Raw genomic sequence first — 19,839 nt, 5'->3', positions numbered from 1 at the left:
ATCAAGATAAATTTTTAAGCTTATTTTGACTACAATTCGGACTTTTTAGCCTAGATTATGGAAGGATTGCCTTGAAAAATATTTTTAATTATTTCAAAGAAAACGCCAATAATATTTATAAGATTCTGGCTATTTTACTTATCGCACTAGGCATCATCGCTAGGCTTTATAATTATATTTGGCATAAAGATTTGTGGCATGATGAAGCGCTGCTTGCTTTGAGTATATATAGCATTCCATTTAGTGAGATTTTTTTCAAACCATTACCAACTACGGTGGATTGGCTTCCACAAGCCGCTCCGCTTGGTTTTCTAGCTTTTACCAAACTGCTTGGCGTGGTGTTTGGATATAGCGAACATGTTTTATATTTTTTACCTCTTATATGTGGTGTAGGCACATTGATTCTAGCTTATATGATTGGCAAGCGGTTGTTTGATGATTTTGGCACACTGGCATTTGTTGCCCTGGTGGTTGGCTCTATGGGGCTACTGCATTACAGCACCGAGTTTAAACAATATGGCATCGAAGCATTTATAGGATTTTTGCTTCTTTACCTCTATATCCGCAATACTAGTTTGCGTGCATTTAGCATTATCGCTAGCATTTGTATATTGTTTTCTAATACAGCGATATTTTTGATTATTCCATTCTTAATCATATATATATATATATATCAAGCAGCGATGCCAAAAGTTCGCCTGATAATCCACAGAATCTACAAAGATTTCGCCTAAAACTCGCCCTCCAATATTGTCTTAAAAACTTTTTCTATCTTGCGCTGCCTGTAGTCATTTTTATAGTTTATTATTTTTTATACATCAAATTTCAGTCTTCAAGTGCATTTTATAGTTTTTGGCAACCATTTTTTTTCCGCATCACATACAAGAATATTCCAAATTTATAAAAGAAGTTTGGCTTGAGGTATATAAAGGATTTATGCCATTTTCCTCAATAAATGCCATTCGTTTTTATGTACTTGCTTTTATTCTTGGATTATTTGCACTTTGCAAACAACGCAAAGATATATTGTATATTTGTATATTGAGCTTTGTTATATATCTATCTTTGAGTTTTTTTGCAATATACCCATTTGGAAGTCAAGGCGTTATTGGAGGCAGATTATCGCTTTTTATGTCGGTGATTTTTTATATTTCTATATGTTATTTTTTATGCGCGCTGCATCTTAGCAAAAAATTTTATATCAGAATCATTGCCAATCTTTTGCTGGCCACGATAACTATCGCCGCATTTGTGGCCTATAAAAAGCCCATTATCAAACATCAATTTTTTATGTATCAACAAACACATAGGCACATAACAAACATAGCAAATAGCGCTACACCAAATGATGCAATATTTGTTGCCCCAACAACGCGAGCTGGTTTTTTATATTATAGCTACATAGATAATGTTGTGTTGCCACATGAAGTGGTAGACCTTAATATGGATATAAAGTTACTTCAAAACAAAATGCAGCAGGCTTTTGGTGGCGGCAAAAATGTATGGTTTATAACAATAAACCATACACCAGAGTGGCAGAAAGATTTTATAGAAATGGTAGGGAGCTCTTTCTCTAATATAGCAGATTTTGAAATAGATACCAGAGATGGAGTTATATTTGCAAGAATCGCGCACAAAAAGTGAGTTAGCTGGAAAGGTTTTTGTATATTATAAAAATGGCGCAGATATTTTGCATGGTTTTTGGATATATAACACCTTATAGACTATTGTTGTGTTGGATTTATGGTCAAACCTCGCCAAAATCCCAGAATCTACACCCGCTCATCTAGCATCATCAGCCCCTCATTATCTAGCCGCATAGGCACCACGCGGAAGCGATAAAACTTCTTTTGAAGCGTCTGCAAAAGATGACTCATATCCTTATCAAAGCAAAGGTTAAAAAAGCTGCTCCCGCTCCCAGATAGCGTGCTCATCAGCGCGCCATTTTCCAGCGCACATTTTTGCACGCTAAAAAGTATGGGATATTGGCGCATCCTGCGGTCTTGGTGCATCCTATCTTGGCTAGCGAGGGCGAGCAGATCCCATTTCTCCTGCATGATAGCCATCGCGAGCATACTCGTGCGCGACATGTTAAACACGACATCATGGCTCGCGTATTTTTTGGGTAGCGTTTGGCGCGAGTATTTGGTAGAGATAGAGCGGTCTGGTATCACCATCACCGCGCGCAAATATGAAGGCATATCATGCCTTAGGTGAAAGACTTTGCCACTATCAGTGCCAGTGCCAAGCATCGCCACATTGAAGCCGCCAAAGGTTGCTGGCGTGATATTATCCGGGTGTGGCTCATGCTTTAGCGCGCGCTCGAGGATGGATTCTCTATCGATTTTTAGCCCAGCGACTTTGTATGCCGCCGCGATAGCGCCCACGATGACTGCCGAGCTGCTACCCATGCCGCGCGAGACGGGGATTTGGTTGCTAAAGACGAAGCGAAAATGCTGCTTGGCATCGCCGCCAAGCTCGCCTAGCGTCTTGCGAAAAATTTTCACAAACATATTATCTATGATGAAGCGCTCCACGCCCTCGCCCTCGCCATATATCTCGATGCTCGTGGCATTTGCTTTGGTGATGCTAAACTCATTGCGAAAATCCAGACTAAGCCCCAGCACATCAAGCCCGGGACCGAGATTTGCGCTAGTGGCAGGCACGCTGATAATCATAATAAAACCTCTGTGTTTTTGGATTTGTGTAGATTCTGGATTCTGGGCTTTGGCTTTAGTTTGTATAAAAGCCACGATTTCAAAACTTTGCGCGGATTATATCAAAATAAGCTTAGGTTTGAGATTTGGCAGAATCTGTTTTGATATTTTGTGCGACAAGTTTTAGGCAAAATGCCGCACGCACCACGCCACGCCACACAAACTTGGACTTTATTTTGCTATGCGTTTTTATGCGCGTTTTGGGTGCTTTTTGCTATAATATAGCATTTTGTGATGCCACAAGCCACAATCTTGGCAGAATCCAGCAGAAAATGAAAAGATTCTAAGGAGCAGACATTGGATAAAAACATCTCTATCACGCACTTTTGGGGACAATTTTTTAAGCGATTTGGGGGGCGATTTTCTGGAGGCTTTTTAAAAACTTTGGCGCGAGGAAAGATTTTGGTGCGAGGAAAAACTCCGCGCGCATTTTTTGCGTTCTCAACGACAATATTCTCCGCGATGACCCAAATAACCTTGGCAGCTTTTACGCTCATATCACTTGTGATGCTATTTATCGGCTGTCGCGGCACTTCATCCAAGCCATTTGACACTGCCAATCACTCCATGAAAGAGCTTGTCATCACCGCTGATGACCCGCTGGGGATTGGCACCAAGCCCGTAGCGCCCACAAAGCAGCAGATTCCATCCTTTATTCACTATGGGGACAAGCCGCTCGCCCCGCTAGTAGGCGACCCTAGGGATTTTGTCGCTATCATCAATCAAGGCGGTGGCGTGATAAGCGCGTATTCTAGCGCGGAGGCTAGCTGGGTGTGGGTGCATTCTGCATCATTTCAGGCAAACTTCGGCGATGCGTTTAACTGGAATATGCAAAATATCGGCGATGGCTTCGTGCGATTTGTCAATAAGCTCACGCGCACCTGCCTAAACGCCTATGGCAGCGGCGCGATACACTGCCCCTGCGATGCGAACAACCCAAACCAGTTTTTCCGCATACTGCCTATGCAAAATGGCGCGGTGCTAATACAAAGCGCGGTAAATCAGCTATGCCTGCAAACCGGCATGCACAAAAGAACAGACTTGCCCCTAAGCCTAGGCAAATGCCTAAACATCGCAAACACCGAGCAGCAATGGAGCATCATCCCGCCATTTATCAAGCCCACGCCAATAGTGCTACAACCATAACACGGAGCAATTGATATGAGAAATTTATGCAAAAATCCGCGCCGCCCTAATGAGAATTCAAGCACCTTGTGCGAGAATCTAACCGCACGCCAGATTCTAACCCATTCGTGCCAGAATCTAGCCGCCAAAATAGCCAAGATGACGCAAATCACAAAAGCCACTAGAACTACCACGCGTCTCAAAGTCTTGTTTATCGCACTTATCGCCTTTACCAGCGCGGTTTGCCACGCAGATATGCGCGCGTATAAAATCGCCTCTTGGAATCTAGGCAGCCCATACAGCGCGCAGTCGCACAGGGGCGCGCAAGTATCCATCGAGCAAAAATGGAACAACACCATCCGCGCACTGCTTATGGGGAATAATGGCGCGGATATCGTGCTGCTGCAAAGGGTCAGCGCGATGCCTGCATTTGCTACTTTTCTAAACACTTTCACTCTGCCCTATGCCAACACCATCCCCATCCACGAATACCAATGGGACTTAGGCAAGGGCATCGGCAGTGTGTTTGTGTATTTTGTCCGCGCGGATGCTAGCGCGCAGGAGCTAAACTTAGCCATTGTCAGCAAAAAGCGCGCGCAAGAGATGTTTATCATCAAGCCATACGACAAGCGCACGCCCCCGCTATTTGGCATAAGGCTTGGCGAGGATGTGTTTTTGAGCGCAGATTTTGCTAGCAAAAAAAGCGCGGATTCTGCCAAAGTTTTGGGCTCGGTGCTGGATTTTTTCGCCGCGATGCCAAATGCTAATGACATCCAATGGCTAGTCGCTGGCAGCTTCAGCACGACGCCCCAAGCCCTGCAAGCCTCCATCGCGCCAAAAATACAAGAGCGCATAAACATCATCGCCACCAGCACCCCCACGCGCAAAAGCGGCGGGAATCTAGACTATGCGATAAGCGGCAACTCCGGCGAGAATCCATACCTCGCCCCACCGCTAAAAGCCTATCTAGGCTATGGCAGCATCCGCGCGCCCTTTGACTCGGATTTTATCCCTATAAATATAAGCAGGTAGCGCGCGTATAGATGAGCGTTTAAGCAGCGCAAACGACAAAAATAAAGGAAATAATATGAAGCAAAGAAATGGTATTTTTGGGCTGGATTTGGCAAAAAGTGGGCTTGTAAAATTTGTACTTGCAAAATTTGTAGAGGTGGGCTTGACAAAAGCGATTTTGGCGAAAGCAATTTTGACAAAAACAATTTTGGCAGCGCTCATCATAGCCTCTGGAATCTCAAGCGCGCAAGCCGCCAAAAAGCAGGCAAGCATCAGCAACGCATCTGTGACCATACGCACGATGACTACCGGCGAGTTTCTCTATGCTGGCGGCAAAAAAGATGATGTCAATTGGAATGTGGTAGAAGTCCCGCTGCCGGGCTATCTTAGCAAAAAGTATCCCTTTGGTGCGGTGCAGTTTCAGCACATCAAGCAGGCGGATAAATGCCTCATAAGCAATGGATTCTGGACGGCGCTTGGCGATTGCGCGGGCGTGGCAAATGGCGATCATCGCACGCTTTTCTCACTCCTGCCAACCTCCAGCGGCGCATTTCAGATACAATCCATCGCAGCGGAGGGCTGCCTAGTAGCAGAATCTAACTTTGACAAAAAAAACACCCAAAGCCTAAAAATCGCGCCCTGCTACAATGACATAAGAGTGCCTATAGATTTGCACTGGCTGTGGATTCTCACACCGCCTATCATCGACGCCAAACCTTCAAGCTTGTAGAATCTAGCATGGCTTTTGACGCTTGATATTTGGCATACTAAACCCAAGCGCGTCAAAGCCGATATTTTAACTATCCATATAAACAAACGCGCTATAATAATCCAAAATCACTACCGCGCGACAAAACCAAAAACGCACCAAACACCAAACCGCGCGCCAAAGGAGCAAATATGAAGCACATGCCAAAAAATACCACTTCGCAAACAATGCTCCGCTTTTTGGATTCTGCCAAAGCGCGAGAATCTAAAACATTGGAATCCAAAATGCAAAAATCCAAAGCGCTAGAATCTAAAATCACAAAATCTAGCGCAAAATACAAAACACCAGAATCCAAAAAACTAGATTCTGTTATACTGGATTCTGCCATATCAGATTCTCGCGCGCTTTTTATGCGCGCAAAAAAGTCGCCATATCTTGCGCGCGCGGTGCGCGGCGCGCTGCTAGCTTGCGCGATACCCCTAGCCACTCACGCGCTAGAGTTTGGCGTGATGGGAAATGTGAGCGCTGGCATGGGCGGTGCTGGCGTCGCGCTCAAAAACTCGCCCTTTGCGCTGTATTACAACCCAGCGCTTTTGAGCGCGGAAAACAGCGTGCGCTTTGGCTATTCAGTAGGCATCGGCATACGCGAGAAAAACCTCGATAGAATCGCAGATATCGATCTCAACAATGTCGCTCAAAGCGCAGAAAAATTCACTAGCCTCCTTAGCACGGCGGCGGGCGGCGGGACAGGCGGCGCGAGTGCAGATACTTTCACCGGAATCTTAGATTCTGCCTTAACTAACTCCAATGCCACAGGTGCGACACTAGCAGACAAACTAGAAGATTTCAAAAATAAAGGCACAAGCTGGGACACACTCATAGGCAATATCAAAACGCAGGCAAATAGCTCAACTAGCCTCGATCAAGCCTCCAAAGATCTCATCTCAAACGCCGCTGGCAGCATAGATTTCGAGAATCTAAAAGTGGATTCTAGTGGCAACATCTCTGGGCTAAACATAAACTTCGGCGGCGATGCTGGCATGGACGCCGCCATCCGCGACCTAAACACACTCCAAGATGTGCTAAAAGAAAACACCTTTAGCATCACTAGTCAAAATGGAGTGGCGATCCAGTTTGCGCCGGGCATCTTGCGCGGCACGCTAGGCACTTTTGGCGTGGGCTTTTTCTCGTCATTTTATGGAAGCACCTCGATAAAAACCGACCCAAACCGCATGCGCCTCATCATACAAGGCGGCAGCAAATACTATGAAGTAGGCATGAGTGGCAGCGGCTTCAGCTACCAAGAATCCGATGAAGCCACCTACCGCGCGCACTCGCTAGAATACGCGCTAAATCAAGGCGACGCGCACTCGCTCTACACCCGCGCATTTTGGGTAAATGAGATCCCTATCGGCTACGCGCACACCTTTTATTTCAAAAATGTAAATCTAAACATCGGCGCTAGCGTGCGGCTGATGAGCGCTAGCAACGCGCTAAGCCAAGTCGCGCTCTCGACTAACACCAACTTCACCCAAGCTGGCAAAAATCTAACCACCGGAAGTGCCTTTGAGACCAAAACAAATGTCGCGGTGGATCTAGGCACGATGCTAGAGATAGATTTGCCCGATTTCCGCTATCTCACCTTTGGCTTTGTGGCAAAAAATGTCAATACGCCCAAATTCGCCTACTCCACTGGCACGCTAGAGATAAAGCCGCAAATGCGCATCGGCATGGCGTATAACCAAAAGCGCTTTGTCGCGGCGTTTGACGCGGATCTCACGCGCAACGAGATGCTAAGTGACAGCAACCAGCGCCCATACAGCCAGATGATAGGCGGGGGCGTGAAGTTTGACCTAACCATCATCGACTTGCGCGCGGGGCTTATGAAAGACATCCGCCAAGATGATGGGCTGATAATCACAGGCGGGATAAATCTGCTAGGATTTTTGGACCTCGCGGTGCAGGCTGGCACGGAGCTAGGGCAGGCGCAAGGCTATAGATTCCCGCGCTATCTAAATGTGCGCCTTGGCGGAAATATTTCGTTTTAGGGCTATGGATTAAAATTCAAGCTTGAAGTTGCTAGGCGCATTATATTGCACGATGGATTTATATATCGCTTGTTGTGTATTTTTTGTGCGTTTATAATAGACAATCAGGTCTTATTTTTGGCCAAAACCAAATTTATTCTGTTCTTGTTGGTGTTGGCAAAAAGTGTTCTAATCACAAATGTCTTATCTGCTTAAAAATAATTTCTTGATTGTGTTCCGGATTGCGTTCTTATCGTGTGAGAATCTACCCCATAAAATATACATCACAAAACTTATTAGTGAAATTTTGCATTACTAGAAATTTTTCCAAGCCGCATCATTCAAAGGCAAAATGGTTAAAAAAATGTTTAATTTCTAAGCACAATCGTTTTTTGTATCGCAACAATACTACTCAAAAAGCAATTTCTGCAAAAAATATGGTAGAGTGTAGGCTATTCCAATCTAATGAAGGAGCATGCAATGCAGTGGATGCAGTCTTACTACCCTTTGGGTAGCGCGTGGCTAAGCGCTCTTGTGGCGGTTTTGCCTATTATTTTGTTTTTTGTGTCGCTTGTCGTTTTCAAGCTAAAAGGTCATACCGCGGGGCTTATCACCGTGCTATCTGCGATTATTATCGCGATTTTTGTGTATGATATGCCAGTGAGCAAGGCGCTTTATAGTTTCTTGTATGGTGCGCTTTATGGGCTTTGGCCAATCGCTTGGATCATCATCGCGGCGATTTTCCTCTATAAGCTCACGGTCAAATCTGGCTATTTTGATATTTTGCGAGAATCAATCATTGCTATCACGCCAGACCAGCGCCTGCAAGTCATCCTTATCGGATTCTGCTTTGGTGCGTTTTTGGAAGGCGCTATCGGATTTGGCGGACCTGTGGCGATTACAGCAGCGTTGCTTGTGGGGCTTGGGCTGCGCCCGCTTTATGCTGCTGGGCTTTGTATGATAGCAAACACCGCTCCTGTGGCGTTTGGCGCGGTGGGGATACCTATCACAGCGATGGCTGGAGCAGTAGGCGTAGAATCTATCAAAATTTCAGCAATGGCAGGGCATATGCTTCCGCCTCTTTCGCTTTTTGTGCCATTTTTCCTAGTGTTTTTGATGAATGGATTTAAGGGCGTGAAAGAAACATGGCCTGCGTGTTTGGTGGCAGGCGGTAGCTTTGCTATCGTGCAGTTTATCACTGCGACAAAGCTTGGGCCAGAGCTGCCAGATATTGCATCGGCTGTTGTTTCTATCGCTTGTGTGGCGATATTTTTGCGCGTTTGGCAGCCCAAAAATGTGTTTAAGTTTGATGAAGAAGTGGGCGGCAGCTCGCAGCTAGAAGTCAAAAAACACTCTGCTAAAGAAATCGTTTTGGCGTGGATGCCTTTTGTCATCCTCATCGCTGTGATTGTCATCTGGACGCAGCCTTGGTTTAAAGATCTTTTTGTCGGGGCTGGAGGCAAGCTATCTGATGGCACGCGCGCCGCAGAGGCTGGAATCTTAAGCGCGCTGGTGTTGAAGTTTAGCTTCAGCGAGCTGGCTGGTATCATCCAAACAGCACCGGTTGTAGTCAAGGATACTGCGGTAAAATCAGTCTTTGAAATCCCGCTTATAAACACTGTGGGGACATCAATCCTCATCGTCGCGCTTATCACAATGGTAATGCTAAAGGTAAAAGTCTCTACTGCTATCCAAACTTTTGGCGAGACGCTAAATGAGATGAAATTTGCGATTCTAACCATCGCGCTTGTTGTGGGGTTTGCCTTCGTGTCAAACTACAGCGGAATCTCGGCTACCATAGCGCTAGCGCTCGCAGAGACTGGCAATGCGTTTGCGTTCTTCTCGCCTATAGTTGGCTGGATTGGCGTATTCTTGACTGGAAGCGATACGAGCTCAAACCTACTTTTTGGCTCTTTGCAGCAGCTTACAGCGCGTCAGCTTGGCATACCAGAAGTGCTATTCCTCGCAGCAAACTCTGTAGGTGGAGTGGTTGGCAAAATGATAAGCCCGCAAAGTATTGCTATCGCGTGCGCGGCGGTTGGCTTGGTAGGCAAGGAATCTGAACTCTTTAGATTCACGGTGAAATACTCTATCATCCTAGTCATTGGTATAGGTATATTTACTTATGCGATAGCATTTGTGCCATGGCTTAGCTGGATCATCCCTGCAAACTAGTTTTGCTACTTTTGGCTAAAAGGGCGGCGCGCTTGCGTGGCGCGTGCTCTTGCGCGTTTGCGGCGCTTATTTTGCATCGCTTATTTTTGCGTGGCGCGCCCTTTTAAGCCTCTACTTTTTATCTTTTTGCTATTTTTTTCACTTTATTTTGACATTTTGCATTTTTAGCATTTTAAGGAGAATTTATGGCTTTTATTAGCAGGCTTACGGATATGAAATCCATGTTTGACACGCCTATCATGATGCCTATTTATGACTATCTGTCAAAGGCATGCGACCCGCTTTCAGATGTGTATAAGCGCATCCTTGCCACCCAGCAAGAGAGTAAAACCGAGCTAGATTCTGGTGTGTTTGCCATAGAGCAGTCTTATTCGCTGAAATCCTCTGCTTATGCGTTTTATGAGACGCACAAAAAATATGTCGATTTTCAGCTGGTGGTGAAGGGCGCGGAGTTTTTCTCTATCGCAAGTGCGAGTGAATGCACTATCGCAAAGCCCTATGATGAGGCGCGGGATCTCATAGTCTATGATGCGCCTAAAACTAGCTCGATGCTGTATCTGCAAGGCGGGACACTGGCGGTGTTTTTCCCGCAGGATGTGCATTCTGGTGGGCTTGGGGTGGAGGAGCTGGGTGATATCAGAGTGTATAAAAGCGTGCTAAAAGTGCCTTTTAGTCTATTGTCGCCAAAATGGATTTAGCGTTTTTTGGGGCTTTGTGGTTGAAAAGATTTGGCATTTGTGGATTTTGGCGCACAAAGGGGCTTGGCGTGTTAGAATAATATGCTATAATCGCGCGTTTTATTTCTGGGTTTTGAGGATTTGATGCGATTATATATGATGAAAAATTTTTGTCAAATGCTTTGGCGCGCGCGGTTTCGTCGCGTTTGTTTGGATGCGTTTGGGAGTAGGTTTTTGGATTTGCTTGGGAGTAGGGCGGCGGGCGCGTTTTGCGCTAGTGTTTTTGTATCGGGCATTTTGCTATCAAGCCTGCCAGCAGAATCCAAAAAACTAGCAAACATCGATACGCAAAGCATAGGCGCGCTAAACACAAACACGCGGGATTTGGGCGTGCAGGATTTGGGCGCGCAACGCATGCAAGGCGATGTCAAATCCTGCCTAAGCACACAGCCAAGCGCGACAGGCTGCCTAAGTGGATTCTACAAAGTGCCAAATTTTTTGATATTCAAAGGCGGGTATGTGTATGTGCTGGTGCATGAGGGGAGGATTTTCGCCTATGGCGTGGAGAATCTCGACAAAAGCCCCGCTGGCAAAGATCCGCACAACCCCATAAAATCCCTGCGCGAGCGCTCTGACAAAGGCACGATATTTCTCAAAGATCTAAAAATCCTTGGCATGAATCTGCGCGATGGATTCTCTTACAATTTCCAAAATGGCTCGACTTACTACACCAAGGGCAAGATTTTGGATAGCGGGGATTTGGAGCTAAGCTTTGCGCTGGATTCTATGCATATACTTGGCAAGAGCTTCGTGTGGGAGCGGCTAAGCGATGAGCAAGCAAGCGCTCTAGGACTGCAAAAACTCGATAATGAAACAGCGCTAAAAACGCTTGTGAGATAAAATAGCGCTAGACTTTGGGCGCTTTTGCTGGCTTTGCTTGTCACTTTTTGCTGGTGATTTTTGGCTGATTTTTGTTATTTTCTTTTTTGTCCTCTTTTTTCTCGCCCTCCCCTTTTTTTCATCCCCCTTTTTCTTTTTGCCACTTTTTTGCCCCTTCGTTTTTTGTTCTCCTCTTCTTTTGTTTTTTTACCCTTTTCTTTTGGCTTGTCTTCTTTGGATTTTTCTTTTTTGGGATTTTTGGATTCTGGCTTTTTGGGATTTGCTTTCTCTAGATTTTTGCGCGCGCAAGATTCTAGCGCGGTTTTGTAGATTCTAGTCAGAATCTAGCGCTTCATCTAATCCTAATTTGTCTTAATTTATCCTATTTTAATCTTGGCATTTTAGCGCATAGACAAATTTTACAAACAAGACATAATAATATCCATTTAGCTTGGTATGATTTGCGCCATATTTTACTTGCAAGGAGCAAAAATGAAAAGCACAGGCAAAAACGCGCACAAAAACACCAAGAAAACCACAGCAAAAGGAGCAAACAAAAACACGACAAAACCCCACAAATACACGCCAAAGACAAAAGACGAGCTTGAAAAGCTAGTGAAAGATGAGAGCATTTATCTAGGCGATATTGACACGAGCGCTATCACTGATATGAGCTGGCTTTTTCTTGCTAGCACGCGCAAGGATTTCAGCGGGATAGAGCGCTGGGATGTGAGTAATGTCAAAAGTATGTGGCGGATGTTTTGGGCTGCGAAATTTTTCAACCACAATATAGAATCATGGGATGTAAGCAAGGTCAAATATATGGGCGGGATGTTTAAAAATGCGAAATCCTTCAACCAGCCGCTAAACTCGTGGGATGTGAGTAGCGTGGAGGGTATGGATGGGATGTTTTTGCGCGCGCTATCTTTTAACCAGCCGCTAGATAAATGGAATGTGCGTAAAGTAAAAGGAATGGAAAAGATGTTTTTGAGCGCGAAAACTTTTGACCAAAATCTCGACTCTTGGCGCGTATCAAAAAAATGCCGACAAGAAAAAATGTTTGTTGGAAGTGGCATGAGCGAATATCCCAAATGGTTTGGAATCCGCAAAGCAAAAGGCGGAGGTAAATATACCACACACGCAAAATACACCTCGCGCACAAAATACACTCCGCGCACCAATGATGAGCTTTGCCACCTAGCAAATGATGAGAGCGTATATCTAGGCGATATCGACACGAGCGCTATTACTGATATGAGCGAGGTTTTTATGGATAGTGTGCGTGAGGATTTTAGCGGGATAGAGTGCTGGGATGTGAGTAATGTCAAAAATATGGATTCTCTATTTTCAAACGCGAGGTATTTCAACCATCCCATTGAGACTTGGGATGTGGGAAATGTGAAAAATATGCGCGGTGTGTTTGAAGAGGCAGTCTCTTTCAACCAGCCACTAAACTCTTGGAATGTGAGTAAGGTGCGCGATATGAGCGAGATGTTTTATGCGGCAAAGGCGTTTAATCAACCGCTAGATTCTTGGAATGTGGGTAAGGTGAAATATATGCAGCATATGTTTTTGTATGCGGTTTCTTTCGACCAGCCACTAAACTCTTGGGATGTCAGTAGTGTAAAAAGTATGCATTCTATGCTTTCTGCGGATTCTTTTAATCAGCCGCTAGATTCTTGGGATGTGAGTAATGTGGAGGATTTTAGCTGTATGTTTGCAGGTGCGAAAACTTTTAACCAGAATCTAGAATCTTGGGATGTGGGGAGGGCGAGCTATTTTTGGGGTATGTTTTCTAACGCAAAAGCCTTTAACCAAAATCTAGATTCTTGGCAGGTCAAAGAGGGTGCGAATATGGAGAAAATGTTTGAAAATAGCGGTATGACGCGACTGCCTAAATGGCTAGAATCTGAAAATAAATAAAGGAGCAAAAATGAAAAATACACATAAAAACACAACAAAACCCCACAAATACACGCCAAAGACAAATGAGGATCTTGCAAAGCTTGCGCAGGATGAAAGCATCTATCTAGGCGATATCGACACGAGCGCTATCACTGATATGAGCTGGCTTTTTCAGGGTAGCGAGCGCAAGGACTTTAGCGGGATAGAGACTTGGGATACTAGCAGTGTCACGAACATGAGCGGGATGTTTGCTAGCGCGGAGTTTTTCAACCATCCGATAGGTTCTTGGGATACGAGCAGCGTCAAGGATATGAGCTGGATGTTTAAAGATGCGATTTCTTTCAACCAGCCGCTGGATTCTTGGGATGTGAGTAGCGCGGAAAGCATTGTTGGGATGTTTTGGGGCGCGACAGCATTTAGCCAGCCACTGCATTCTTGGGATATTAGGAAAGATGCGAGCAGGCATTCTGTGTTTGTCAGAAGCGGCGTGAGCGAGTATCCCAAATGGATTGAAGCCTAAAACACAAAGGAGCAGATGATGAAAAATGCAAATGAAAACACAAAGGAGCGGATGATGAAAAGTGCGAGCAAAAATGCAAGTGAAAATGCGGTAAAAATCACAGCGCAAAACGCAAAAACCTACAAATACACACCAAAGACAACAGGCGAGCTTAAAAATCTCGTAGATGATGAAAATGTATATTTGGGCGACATCGACACGAGCCGCATTACAGATATGAGCTGGCTATTTCTTGCTAGCACGCGTAAGGACTTTAGTGGGATAGAGACTTGGGATACTAGTAATGTCGAAACTATGAGCGAGATGTTTTCTGGCGCGGAGTTTTTCAACCACAATATAGAATCATGGGATGTGAGCAATGTCACAAATATGGGCGGGATGTTTGAAGATGCGACTTCTTTCAACCAGCCACTAGATTCTTGGGATGTAAGTAATGTTAGGTATATGACTGATATGTTTTGTGGCGCGACCTCCTTCAACCAGCCGCTAGAATCTTGGGATGTGAGTAATGCCAAAAATATGACTAAAATGTTTTATGGCGCGAAATCTTTCAACCAAAATCTAGAATCTTGGAGTGTGGCAAAAAATACCAATAAGAAAAAAATGTTTGTAGGAAGTGCTTTGCGTCAGCATCCTAGCTGGCTTGGATTTTCCAAACCACAAAAGGGCGCAAATGGTAAATACACGCCAAAGGCAAATGAGGAGCTTTGCTATCTAGCAAATGATGAAAGTGTGTATCTAGGCGATATCGACACGAGCCACATTACTGATATGAGCTCGCTTTTTAGCGGGAGCAGGCGCGAGGATTTTGGCGGGATTGAGACTTGGGATGTAAGCAGGGTCAAAACTATGGATTCTCTATTTTTCAATGCTAGATATTTCAACCACCCCATTAACTCTTGGGATGTGAGCCATGTGCGTGATATGAGGAGGATGTTTTACAGGGCAAAATCTTTCAACCAGCCCTTAGATTCTTGGAATGTGAGCAGGGTTAAAGATATGAGCTATATGTTTTCTGGTGCGAAATCTTTTAACCAACCGCTGGATTCTTGGGATGTGAGTAAAGTGGAAAATATGAGTAATATGTTTCAAGGCACAAAATCTTTCAATGAGCCGCTAGAATCATGGGATGTGAGCAATGTGCGCGATATGAGCTATATGTTTTCTTACACAGTATCTTTCGACCAGCCGCTAAATTCTTGGGATGTGAGTAATGTGAAAAACATGCGCGAAATGTTTGCTGGCGCAAAAGCCTTCAATCAACCTTTAGGCAAATGGGATGTGAGTAGTGTCGAAACTATGAGCGAGATGTTTGCAAATACAACTTCTTTCAACCAACCGCTAGAATCTTGGGATGTGGGTAATGTAAAAGATATGAGCGGGATGTTTGCGCGTGCAAAGTCTTTTGACCAAAGCCTAGAATCTTGGCGCGTGGCAAAAGATGTCAAAAAAGAAAGAATGTTTATCGAAAGTGGCATGAGCGAGTATCCCAAATGGCTTGGATTCTCCAAACCGCGCAGGGGTGCAGATGGCAGATACAAGCCGACTTCGCGAGATGAGCTTGCGTATCTGGTGTATGATGATGTCTCTCTAGGCGATATTGATACGAGCGCTATCGCTGATATGAGCGCGCTTTTTCAGTTTAGCAAGCGCGCGGATTTTGATGGGATAGAGTGCTGGGATGTGAGTAAAGTGGAAAATATGAGTAATATGTTTCAAGGTGCGAAATCTTTCAATGAGCCGCTAAACTCATGGGATGTGGGTAATGTCAAAGATATGAACAATATGTTTTCTGGTGCAAAATCCTTCAATCAACTGCTAGATTCTTGGAATGTGAGTAATGTGGAAAGTATGGAGTATATGTTTTGGGGTGCGAAGTCGTTTAGCCAAAATCTTGACTCTTGGCAAGTCAAAGAGGATGTAAATACGGACGAAATGTTTGAAAATAGCGGGATGAGTGCACTTCCCAAATGGCTAGAATCTAAAAATGGCGAGCAAATGAAAAAATATATACCAAAGACAATAGAGAAGCTTGACAAACTTGTGAAAGATAAAAGTATCTATCTAGGCGATATCGACACAAGCCACATCACTGATATGAGCTATCTTTTTAGTGGGAGTAGGCGCAAGGATTTTAGCGGGATAGAAAGCTGGGATGTTAGCAATGTTACAAACATGAGTGAGATGTTTTGTGGTGCGGAGTTTTTCAACCATCCGATAGATTCTTGGGATGTGAGTAATGTTAGGTATATGGATTCTATATTTTCTGATGCAAAATCTTTCAATCAGCCGCTAGATTCTTGGGATGTAAGCAATGTGGAGGATATGAGCGGTATGTTTAATGGCGCAAAAGCTTTTAATCAAAATCTTGATTCTTGGCGTGTAGCAAAAGATATAAAAAAGAACTGCATATTTCTCGAAATGAATCGCGGTTTGGCAACATCGGGGAAAAAACAAATGTTTATCGGAAGTGGCATGAGCGAGTATCCATCATGGCTTGGATTCCCCAAACCGCGCAAGGGTGCAAATGGCAAATATACGCCACTTTCTAGAGAGGAGCTTGCTGATATGGTGTGTGATGAGAGCATTTATCTAGGCGATATCGACACGAGCCACATTACTGATATGAGCGGGCTTTTTATGGATAGTTGGCGCAAGGACTTTAGCGGGATTGAGAGCTGGGATGTGAGTAATGTAGAAATTATGTATATGATGTTTATAAACGCAAGCTCTTTCAATGAGCCGCTAAACTCATGGGATGTAAGCAAGGTTAAGGATATGTGTGGGATGTTTTCTGGCGCAAGCTCTTTCAACCAGCCGCTAGATAAATGGGATGTGAGTAATGTTAGGGATATGGATTCTATGTTTTTTGAAGCAAAAGCTTTCAGCCAGCCACTTGATAAATGGAATGTAAGCAATGTCGAGAATATGCGGAGGATGTTTGAAGACGCAAGCTCTTTCAACCAGAATCTTGATGCTTGGCAAGTGCAAAAAGATGCGGATATGCGCGAAATGTTTGAAAATAGTGGGATGAAGCAGCTGCCTAGGTGGTTTAAGCCCGATTCTGATGATGGCGAGTAGTAGCAAGAAAGAAGTGGTAGCAAAAGCCTAGAAACGCGGCATAAGTGAAAGTATGGCAATCAGTGATAGATTTGCTAATGCGCGCAAATTGGCAGCTGAATCGCTAGCAGATTGGCGCTGAATCGCTAGCAAATTGCCAGTAGAATCCGCTGGCAATTTGGCAATTGTGCTTTTGCGCGGGGTTTTGCTGTTGTGGTGCAAATTTGTAATTTGTGTAGGCTGGTTGTGTTTTGCGCGCTTGCATTTGTGCGCTGGGTGTTTTTTGCGTCTGTGTGTCACTGGGTGCTGTGGTAATTTGTGTCGCGTGGATTTTGCGATTAAAGCTAGAATCCAAAGCGGACGCTAACTCAGAATCCAAATCATCAGCTCGCTAGACTTGCCAAAATCCAAACGAGAATCCAGCGTGCTAAATCCAAACGAGAATCTAATCTGCTCTAAGTTTTAATCTATCAAAAAAGCTAGAATCTATCTAGATTCTAGCGCGATTGATACAAATGCAAAATCTGCTTTAGATTCTAGGCTCAAGCGAGAATCCAGCGCATGAGAATCTAAATCCGCCTTGCTAGAATCCAAACTAGAATCCAGTGCGCCAAAACTCAAACTAGAGCTAGAATCCAACTCGCTAGATTTGCCAGAATCCAAACCAGAGCCAGCATCAAAACTAGCATCCAAACCAGATTCTAGCCTAGAATCCAAATCCGTGCAGATGCACTTGCGCTTTGGCACGATGCTGCAAAGCTCATCAAAAACATCGCCCGGCAGATAGAAGCCCTCCGCCTTAGCAAGCACGCCATTTTTGACATCTCTGGCATCGCGCACCTCGACAAACGCCATCAGCCCCAAGCTAAACGCGCGCGCCACGCACTCCTTAAGCCCCGCACCCCTAGAATCCAAAATCACGCCATCCGCGCCATACGCCACCGCCTGCAGCACCTGATACGCATCCACAAAACAATCGCGCAGCACGATGAGCGCGCCGGTGTAGTGGCGCAGATATCCCACGCACTCAAGCCCCTCGCCACTAGGCGCGCCATCCGCCCCGCGCGCCAAATCAAGCACGATGATATCCGCTTCCTGCGCGACTATCTGCTCTAGCTTGGCAAAATCAAAGCCCTTCACGCATATCGCGCGCGCGGATTCTAATGCTGGGAAAAGCTCTTTGAAGCGCGGCGGGTAGGGGTTGTAAGAAAGGCTGCGCCCTAGCATTTCATAGGGGAATAGCGATTTTTCGCGCTCGATTCTGGATTTTATCGCTTGGATGAAGTGTTCATTGCTGGTGTGGTTTGGCGCAATGTTTGGCGCAGAATCTTGCGCGAGTTTTGGTGCTGGCGCTTGGGTGGAATCTAGCTTGGATTCTGCTTTAGATTCTGCTTCAAATTCTAGTTCGGATTTTGGCGTTTGGGTTTTAGCGGATTCTAGTTTAGAATCTTGCACCGCGTGTTGCGCGGGATTTTGCTCTAGATTTTGCTTTGGATTCTGTGCCAAATTTTGTATTTCATTTTGCGCGCGCGACTTTTTTGATTTGGCAAAAGGAGCAAAAAACCTTTTCACAAAAGCCCATTTTTTAGCAAGCCACATTAGCCCCGCTCCGCGCACAAAAATATCAGCAAGGCTTTTTTGCCAAAAAACCCATTGATTCTAGCGCCACCATTCCCGCTTTTATTTTTGCCTTTTCCCACACACGCCGCCTATTTGTCGCGCATGCGCGCGCAGCTCATCATCATTGATTTTGTTTTGTGGGATGAGCGCAAACACCTTCAGCGCGCTCTCACAATCCCCAAGTTTATAATACCCCCACGCCAGCGAGTCCAGATACGCCAGCGAGTCAGGCTCGATGTCTAGCGCCTCTTTGACATACTCCACGCCCTTTTTCAGCCCCAAATCATAATCAATCATCAAATATCCGCAAAAATTATAAAAAAACGCATCCTGCGTGTTTGGCTTCTGCCCGCTGGCACTTAGCTCGCTTTTGCGCTCTTTTATCGCTTTTTCTAGCTTGGTGGCGATTTTTTGCGCGCGCTCGCGCGGGATCTGCTTGCTATTGCCAAACTCATACACCGCTTCAAGCGCCAAAAATCGCGGATCTTTGCTCTCTTTGTAGATTTGCGCGGCTTGCGTGCGCGCTTTTTCATAATCGCCCTGCATCACATACAAATCAAGCACCAGCCCCTTATCAAAAGGAAACGACTGCGCCACGCCTTGCGCTTCTTGGAAGTTTTTGAGCGCGACTAGCACGCGGATGAAATTCGTGGCATTGGGGATGGTTGGGTTTTTGACATAGATTTTTTCAAACACCGCCTTTGCCTTATCTAAGCCCTGCAAATCCGCATACACCTTCAAACTCTCTTGGCAAAACGGCTCCTCGCAGCCATATTCTAGCAAATGCTTGGAGAGTAGATCGAGTGCTTTTTGGTTGGCATCTTGCATCGCGTAGGCAAACACCAGCTTTTTTAGGATCTCGACATTTTTCGTCTCATCATAGATTTCTTGGTAGATTTCTTGCGCTTTTTTGGGCGATTTTTGCAGCATATACATATTGCCGAGCACCTCGCCAACTTGCGGCGTATGCTCTAGCTTATACACTTTTTGCAGCGCTTTTATCGCATTGGCAAGGTTGCCATTTTGCGCGTAGGCATCCGCTAGAATCTTATTTATCACGACATCATCATTTTCGCCACTTAGCTCTACATATAGCAGTGCTAGGCGAAATGCACTTTCCAAATCGCCTTTGCCAATAGCGGCTTGCGCGGCAAGCTTGGCGTAATAAGGCTCTTTGGTCTCATCAAAAAGTAGTAAAAAATGATCGAATGACTCATTAAAATCATTGTGATAAAGGCTATCTGCGCCCATAAGCAGCGCAGAATCCTCGCTACTATCAGCATGCAAAATCGTGGCGAAAAAAAGCGCGAAAAGTGCGCTAAAAAAAAGCGCAAAAAAAGCGCGCGAGATTCTAGGGTTTGGGTGTTTTGTCGCTGGTTGTAGTGTTTGTTTGGTAGTCATTTGATATTCCAAT

Annotated in this window: 15 protein-coding genes; 12 read left to right on the top strand and 3 right to left on the bottom strand. The window is 45.1% G+C overall.

The genetic code is table 11. The annotated features are described in order from the left end of the window. Positions 1-71: 71 nt before the first annotated feature. Complete coding sequence (locus BKN38_RS05750) at positions 72-734, top strand: glycosyltransferase family 39 protein (protein WP_070957732.1); 663 nt, start codon at positions 72-74, stop codon at positions 732-734. A 202-nt stretch (positions 735-936) separates the two neighbouring features. Then, complete coding sequence (locus BKN38_RS05745) at positions 937-1,644, top strand: hypothetical protein (protein ID WP_143000218.1); 708 nt, start codon at positions 937-939, stop codon at positions 1,642-1,644. A 128-nt stretch (positions 1,645-1,772) separates the two neighbouring features. On the opposite strand, the gene thrB is transcribed toward BKN38_RS05745, so the two are convergent. After that, positions 1,773-2,678 (bottom strand): homoserine kinase, encoded by a 906-nt coding sequence (gene thrB, locus BKN38_RS05740; protein WP_066453620.1) that lies wholly within the window; start codon positions 2,676-2,678, stop codon positions 1,773-1,775. A gap of 501 nt (positions 2,679-3,179) precedes the next feature. Here thrB and BKN38_RS05730 point away from each other — a divergent pair. The 10 genes from BKN38_RS05730 to BKN38_RS11900 all read left to right on the top strand — a co-directional run bounded on the left by BKN38_RS05730 (position 3,180) and on the right by BKN38_RS11900 (position 16,826). Beyond that, on the top strand, positions 3,180-3,863 hold the full coding sequence (locus BKN38_RS05730; RefSeq protein ID WP_143000217.1) for an RICIN domain-containing protein: 684 nt from the start codon (positions 3,180-3,182) through the stop codon (positions 3,861-3,863). Between the two features lie 15 nt (positions 3,864-3,878). Next, the gene (locus tag BKN38_RS05725; protein ID WP_066453634.1) at positions 3,879-4,874 is read left to right on the top strand and encodes a cytolethal distending toxin subunit B family protein; all 996 of its coding nucleotides are present in this window, start codon (positions 3,879-3,881) and stop codon (positions 4,872-4,874) included. Positions 4,875-4,929: 55 nt separating this feature from the next. Beyond that, entirely contained in the window at positions 4,930-5,583 is a 654-nt protein-coding gene (locus BKN38_RS05720; protein WP_066453637.1) for a hypothetical protein, read from the top strand. A 170-nt stretch (positions 5,584-5,753) separates the two neighbouring features. Next, on the top strand, positions 5,754-7,610 hold the full coding sequence (gene traF, locus BKN38_RS05715) for a conjugal transfer protein TraF (RefSeq protein ID WP_082942417.1): 1,857 nt from the start codon (positions 5,754-5,756) through the stop codon (positions 7,608-7,610). A 459-nt stretch (positions 7,611-8,069) separates the two neighbouring features. Continuing rightward, on the top strand, positions 8,070-9,764 hold the full coding sequence (locus BKN38_RS05710) for a lactate permease LctP family transporter (protein ID WP_070957730.1): 1,695 nt from the start codon (positions 8,070-8,072) through the stop codon (positions 9,762-9,764). Between the two features lie 185 nt (positions 9,765-9,949). Then, complete coding sequence (locus tag BKN38_RS05705) at positions 9,950-10,462, top strand: YhcH/YjgK/YiaL family protein (protein WP_066453650.1); 513 nt, start codon at positions 9,950-9,952, stop codon at positions 10,460-10,462. A gap of 135 nt (positions 10,463-10,597) precedes the next feature. Further along, entirely contained in the window at positions 10,598-11,341 is a 744-nt protein-coding gene (locus tag BKN38_RS10315) for a DUF2147 domain-containing protein (protein WP_158655919.1), read from the top strand. 471 nt (positions 11,342-11,812) lie between these two features. Further along, a complete protein-coding gene (locus BKN38_RS05690) occupies positions 11,813-13,243 on the top strand; it encodes a BspA family leucine-rich repeat surface protein (protein WP_066453653.1) in 1,431 nt (476 codons plus the stop codon). Between the two features lie 10 nt (positions 13,244-13,253). Continuing rightward, on the top strand, positions 13,254-13,745 hold the full coding sequence (locus tag BKN38_RS05685) for a BspA family leucine-rich repeat surface protein (RefSeq protein ID WP_066453654.1): 492 nt from the start codon (positions 13,254-13,256) through the stop codon (positions 13,743-13,745). 18 nt (positions 13,746-13,763) lie between these two features. Then, the gene (locus tag BKN38_RS11900) at positions 13,764-16,826 is read left to right on the top strand and encodes a BspA family leucine-rich repeat surface protein (RefSeq protein ID WP_066453656.1); all 3,063 of its coding nucleotides are present in this window, start codon (positions 13,764-13,766) and stop codon (positions 16,824-16,826) included. Positions 16,827-17,291: 465 nt separating this feature from the next. On the opposite strand, the gene BKN38_RS05670 is transcribed toward BKN38_RS11900, so the two are convergent. Both BKN38_RS05670 and BKN38_RS05665 read right to left on the bottom strand, forming a co-directional pair. Further along, positions 17,292-18,377 (bottom strand): hypothetical protein, encoded by a 1,086-nt coding sequence (locus BKN38_RS05670; protein WP_143000215.1) that lies wholly within the window; start codon positions 18,375-18,377, stop codon positions 17,292-17,294. A 108-nt stretch (positions 18,378-18,485) separates the two neighbouring features. Then, positions 18,486-19,826, bottom strand: coding sequence for a lipopolysaccharide assembly protein LapB (locus BKN38_RS05665; RefSeq protein ID WP_066453666.1), 1,341 nt, complete (start codon positions 19,824-19,826; stop codon positions 18,486-18,488). Positions 19,827-19,839 lie beyond the last annotated feature (13 nt).

Origin of the sequence: Helicobacter sp. CLO-3 (genome assembly GCF_001854545.1) — a bacterium.
Taxonomy (GTDB): domain Bacteria; phylum Campylobacterota; class Campylobacteria; order Campylobacterales; family Helicobacteraceae; genus Helicobacter_B.
This window is presented reverse-complemented; position numbering and strand designations above follow the sequence as displayed.

What these genes read in the sequence shown, in the direction of transcription:
- BKN38_RS05745 (WP_143000218.1), top strand. Translation starts at nt 937, where the DNA reads ATGCCATTTTCCTCAATAAATGCCATTCGTTTTTATGTACTTGCTTTT.
- thrB (WP_066453620.1), bottom strand. Translation starts at nt 2,678, where the DNA reads ATGATTATCAGCGTGCCTGCCACTAGCGCAAATCTCGGTCCCGGGCTT.
- BKN38_RS05730 (WP_143000217.1), top strand. Translation starts at nt 3,180, where the DNA reads ATGACCCAAATAACCTTGGCAGCTTTTACGCTCATATCACTTGTGATG.
- BKN38_RS05725 (WP_066453634.1), top strand. Translation starts at nt 3,879, where the DNA reads ATGAGAAATTTATGCAAAAATCCGCGCCGCCCTAATGAGAATTCAAGC.
- BKN38_RS05720 (WP_066453637.1), top strand. Translation starts at nt 4,930, where the DNA reads ATGAAGCAAAGAAATGGTATTTTTGGGCTGGATTTGGCAAAAAGTGGG.
- traF (WP_082942417.1), top strand. Translation starts at nt 5,754, where the DNA reads ATGAAGCACATGCCAAAAAATACCACTTCGCAAACAATGCTCCGCTTT.
- BKN38_RS05710 (WP_070957730.1), top strand. Translation starts at nt 8,070, where the DNA reads ATGCAGTGGATGCAGTCTTACTACCCTTTGGGTAGCGCGTGGCTAAGC.
- BKN38_RS05705 (WP_066453650.1), top strand. Translation starts at nt 9,950, where the DNA reads ATGGCTTTTATTAGCAGGCTTACGGATATGAAATCCATGTTTGACACG.
- BKN38_RS10315 (WP_158655919.1), top strand. Translation starts at nt 10,598, where the DNA reads ATGATGAAAAATTTTTGTCAAATGCTTTGGCGCGCGCGGTTTCGTCGC.
- BKN38_RS05690 (WP_066453653.1), top strand. Translation starts at nt 11,813, where the DNA reads ATGAAAAGCACAGGCAAAAACGCGCACAAAAACACCAAGAAAACCACA.
- BKN38_RS05685 (WP_066453654.1), top strand. Translation starts at nt 13,254, where the DNA reads ATGAAAAATACACATAAAAACACAACAAAACCCCACAAATACACGCCA.
- BKN38_RS11900 (WP_066453656.1), top strand. Translation starts at nt 13,764, where the DNA reads ATGAAAAATGCAAATGAAAACACAAAGGAGCGGATGATGAAAAGTGCG.
- BKN38_RS05665 (WP_066453666.1), bottom strand. Translation starts at nt 19,826, where the DNA reads ATGACTACCAAACAAACACTACAACCAGCGACAAAACACCCAAACCCT.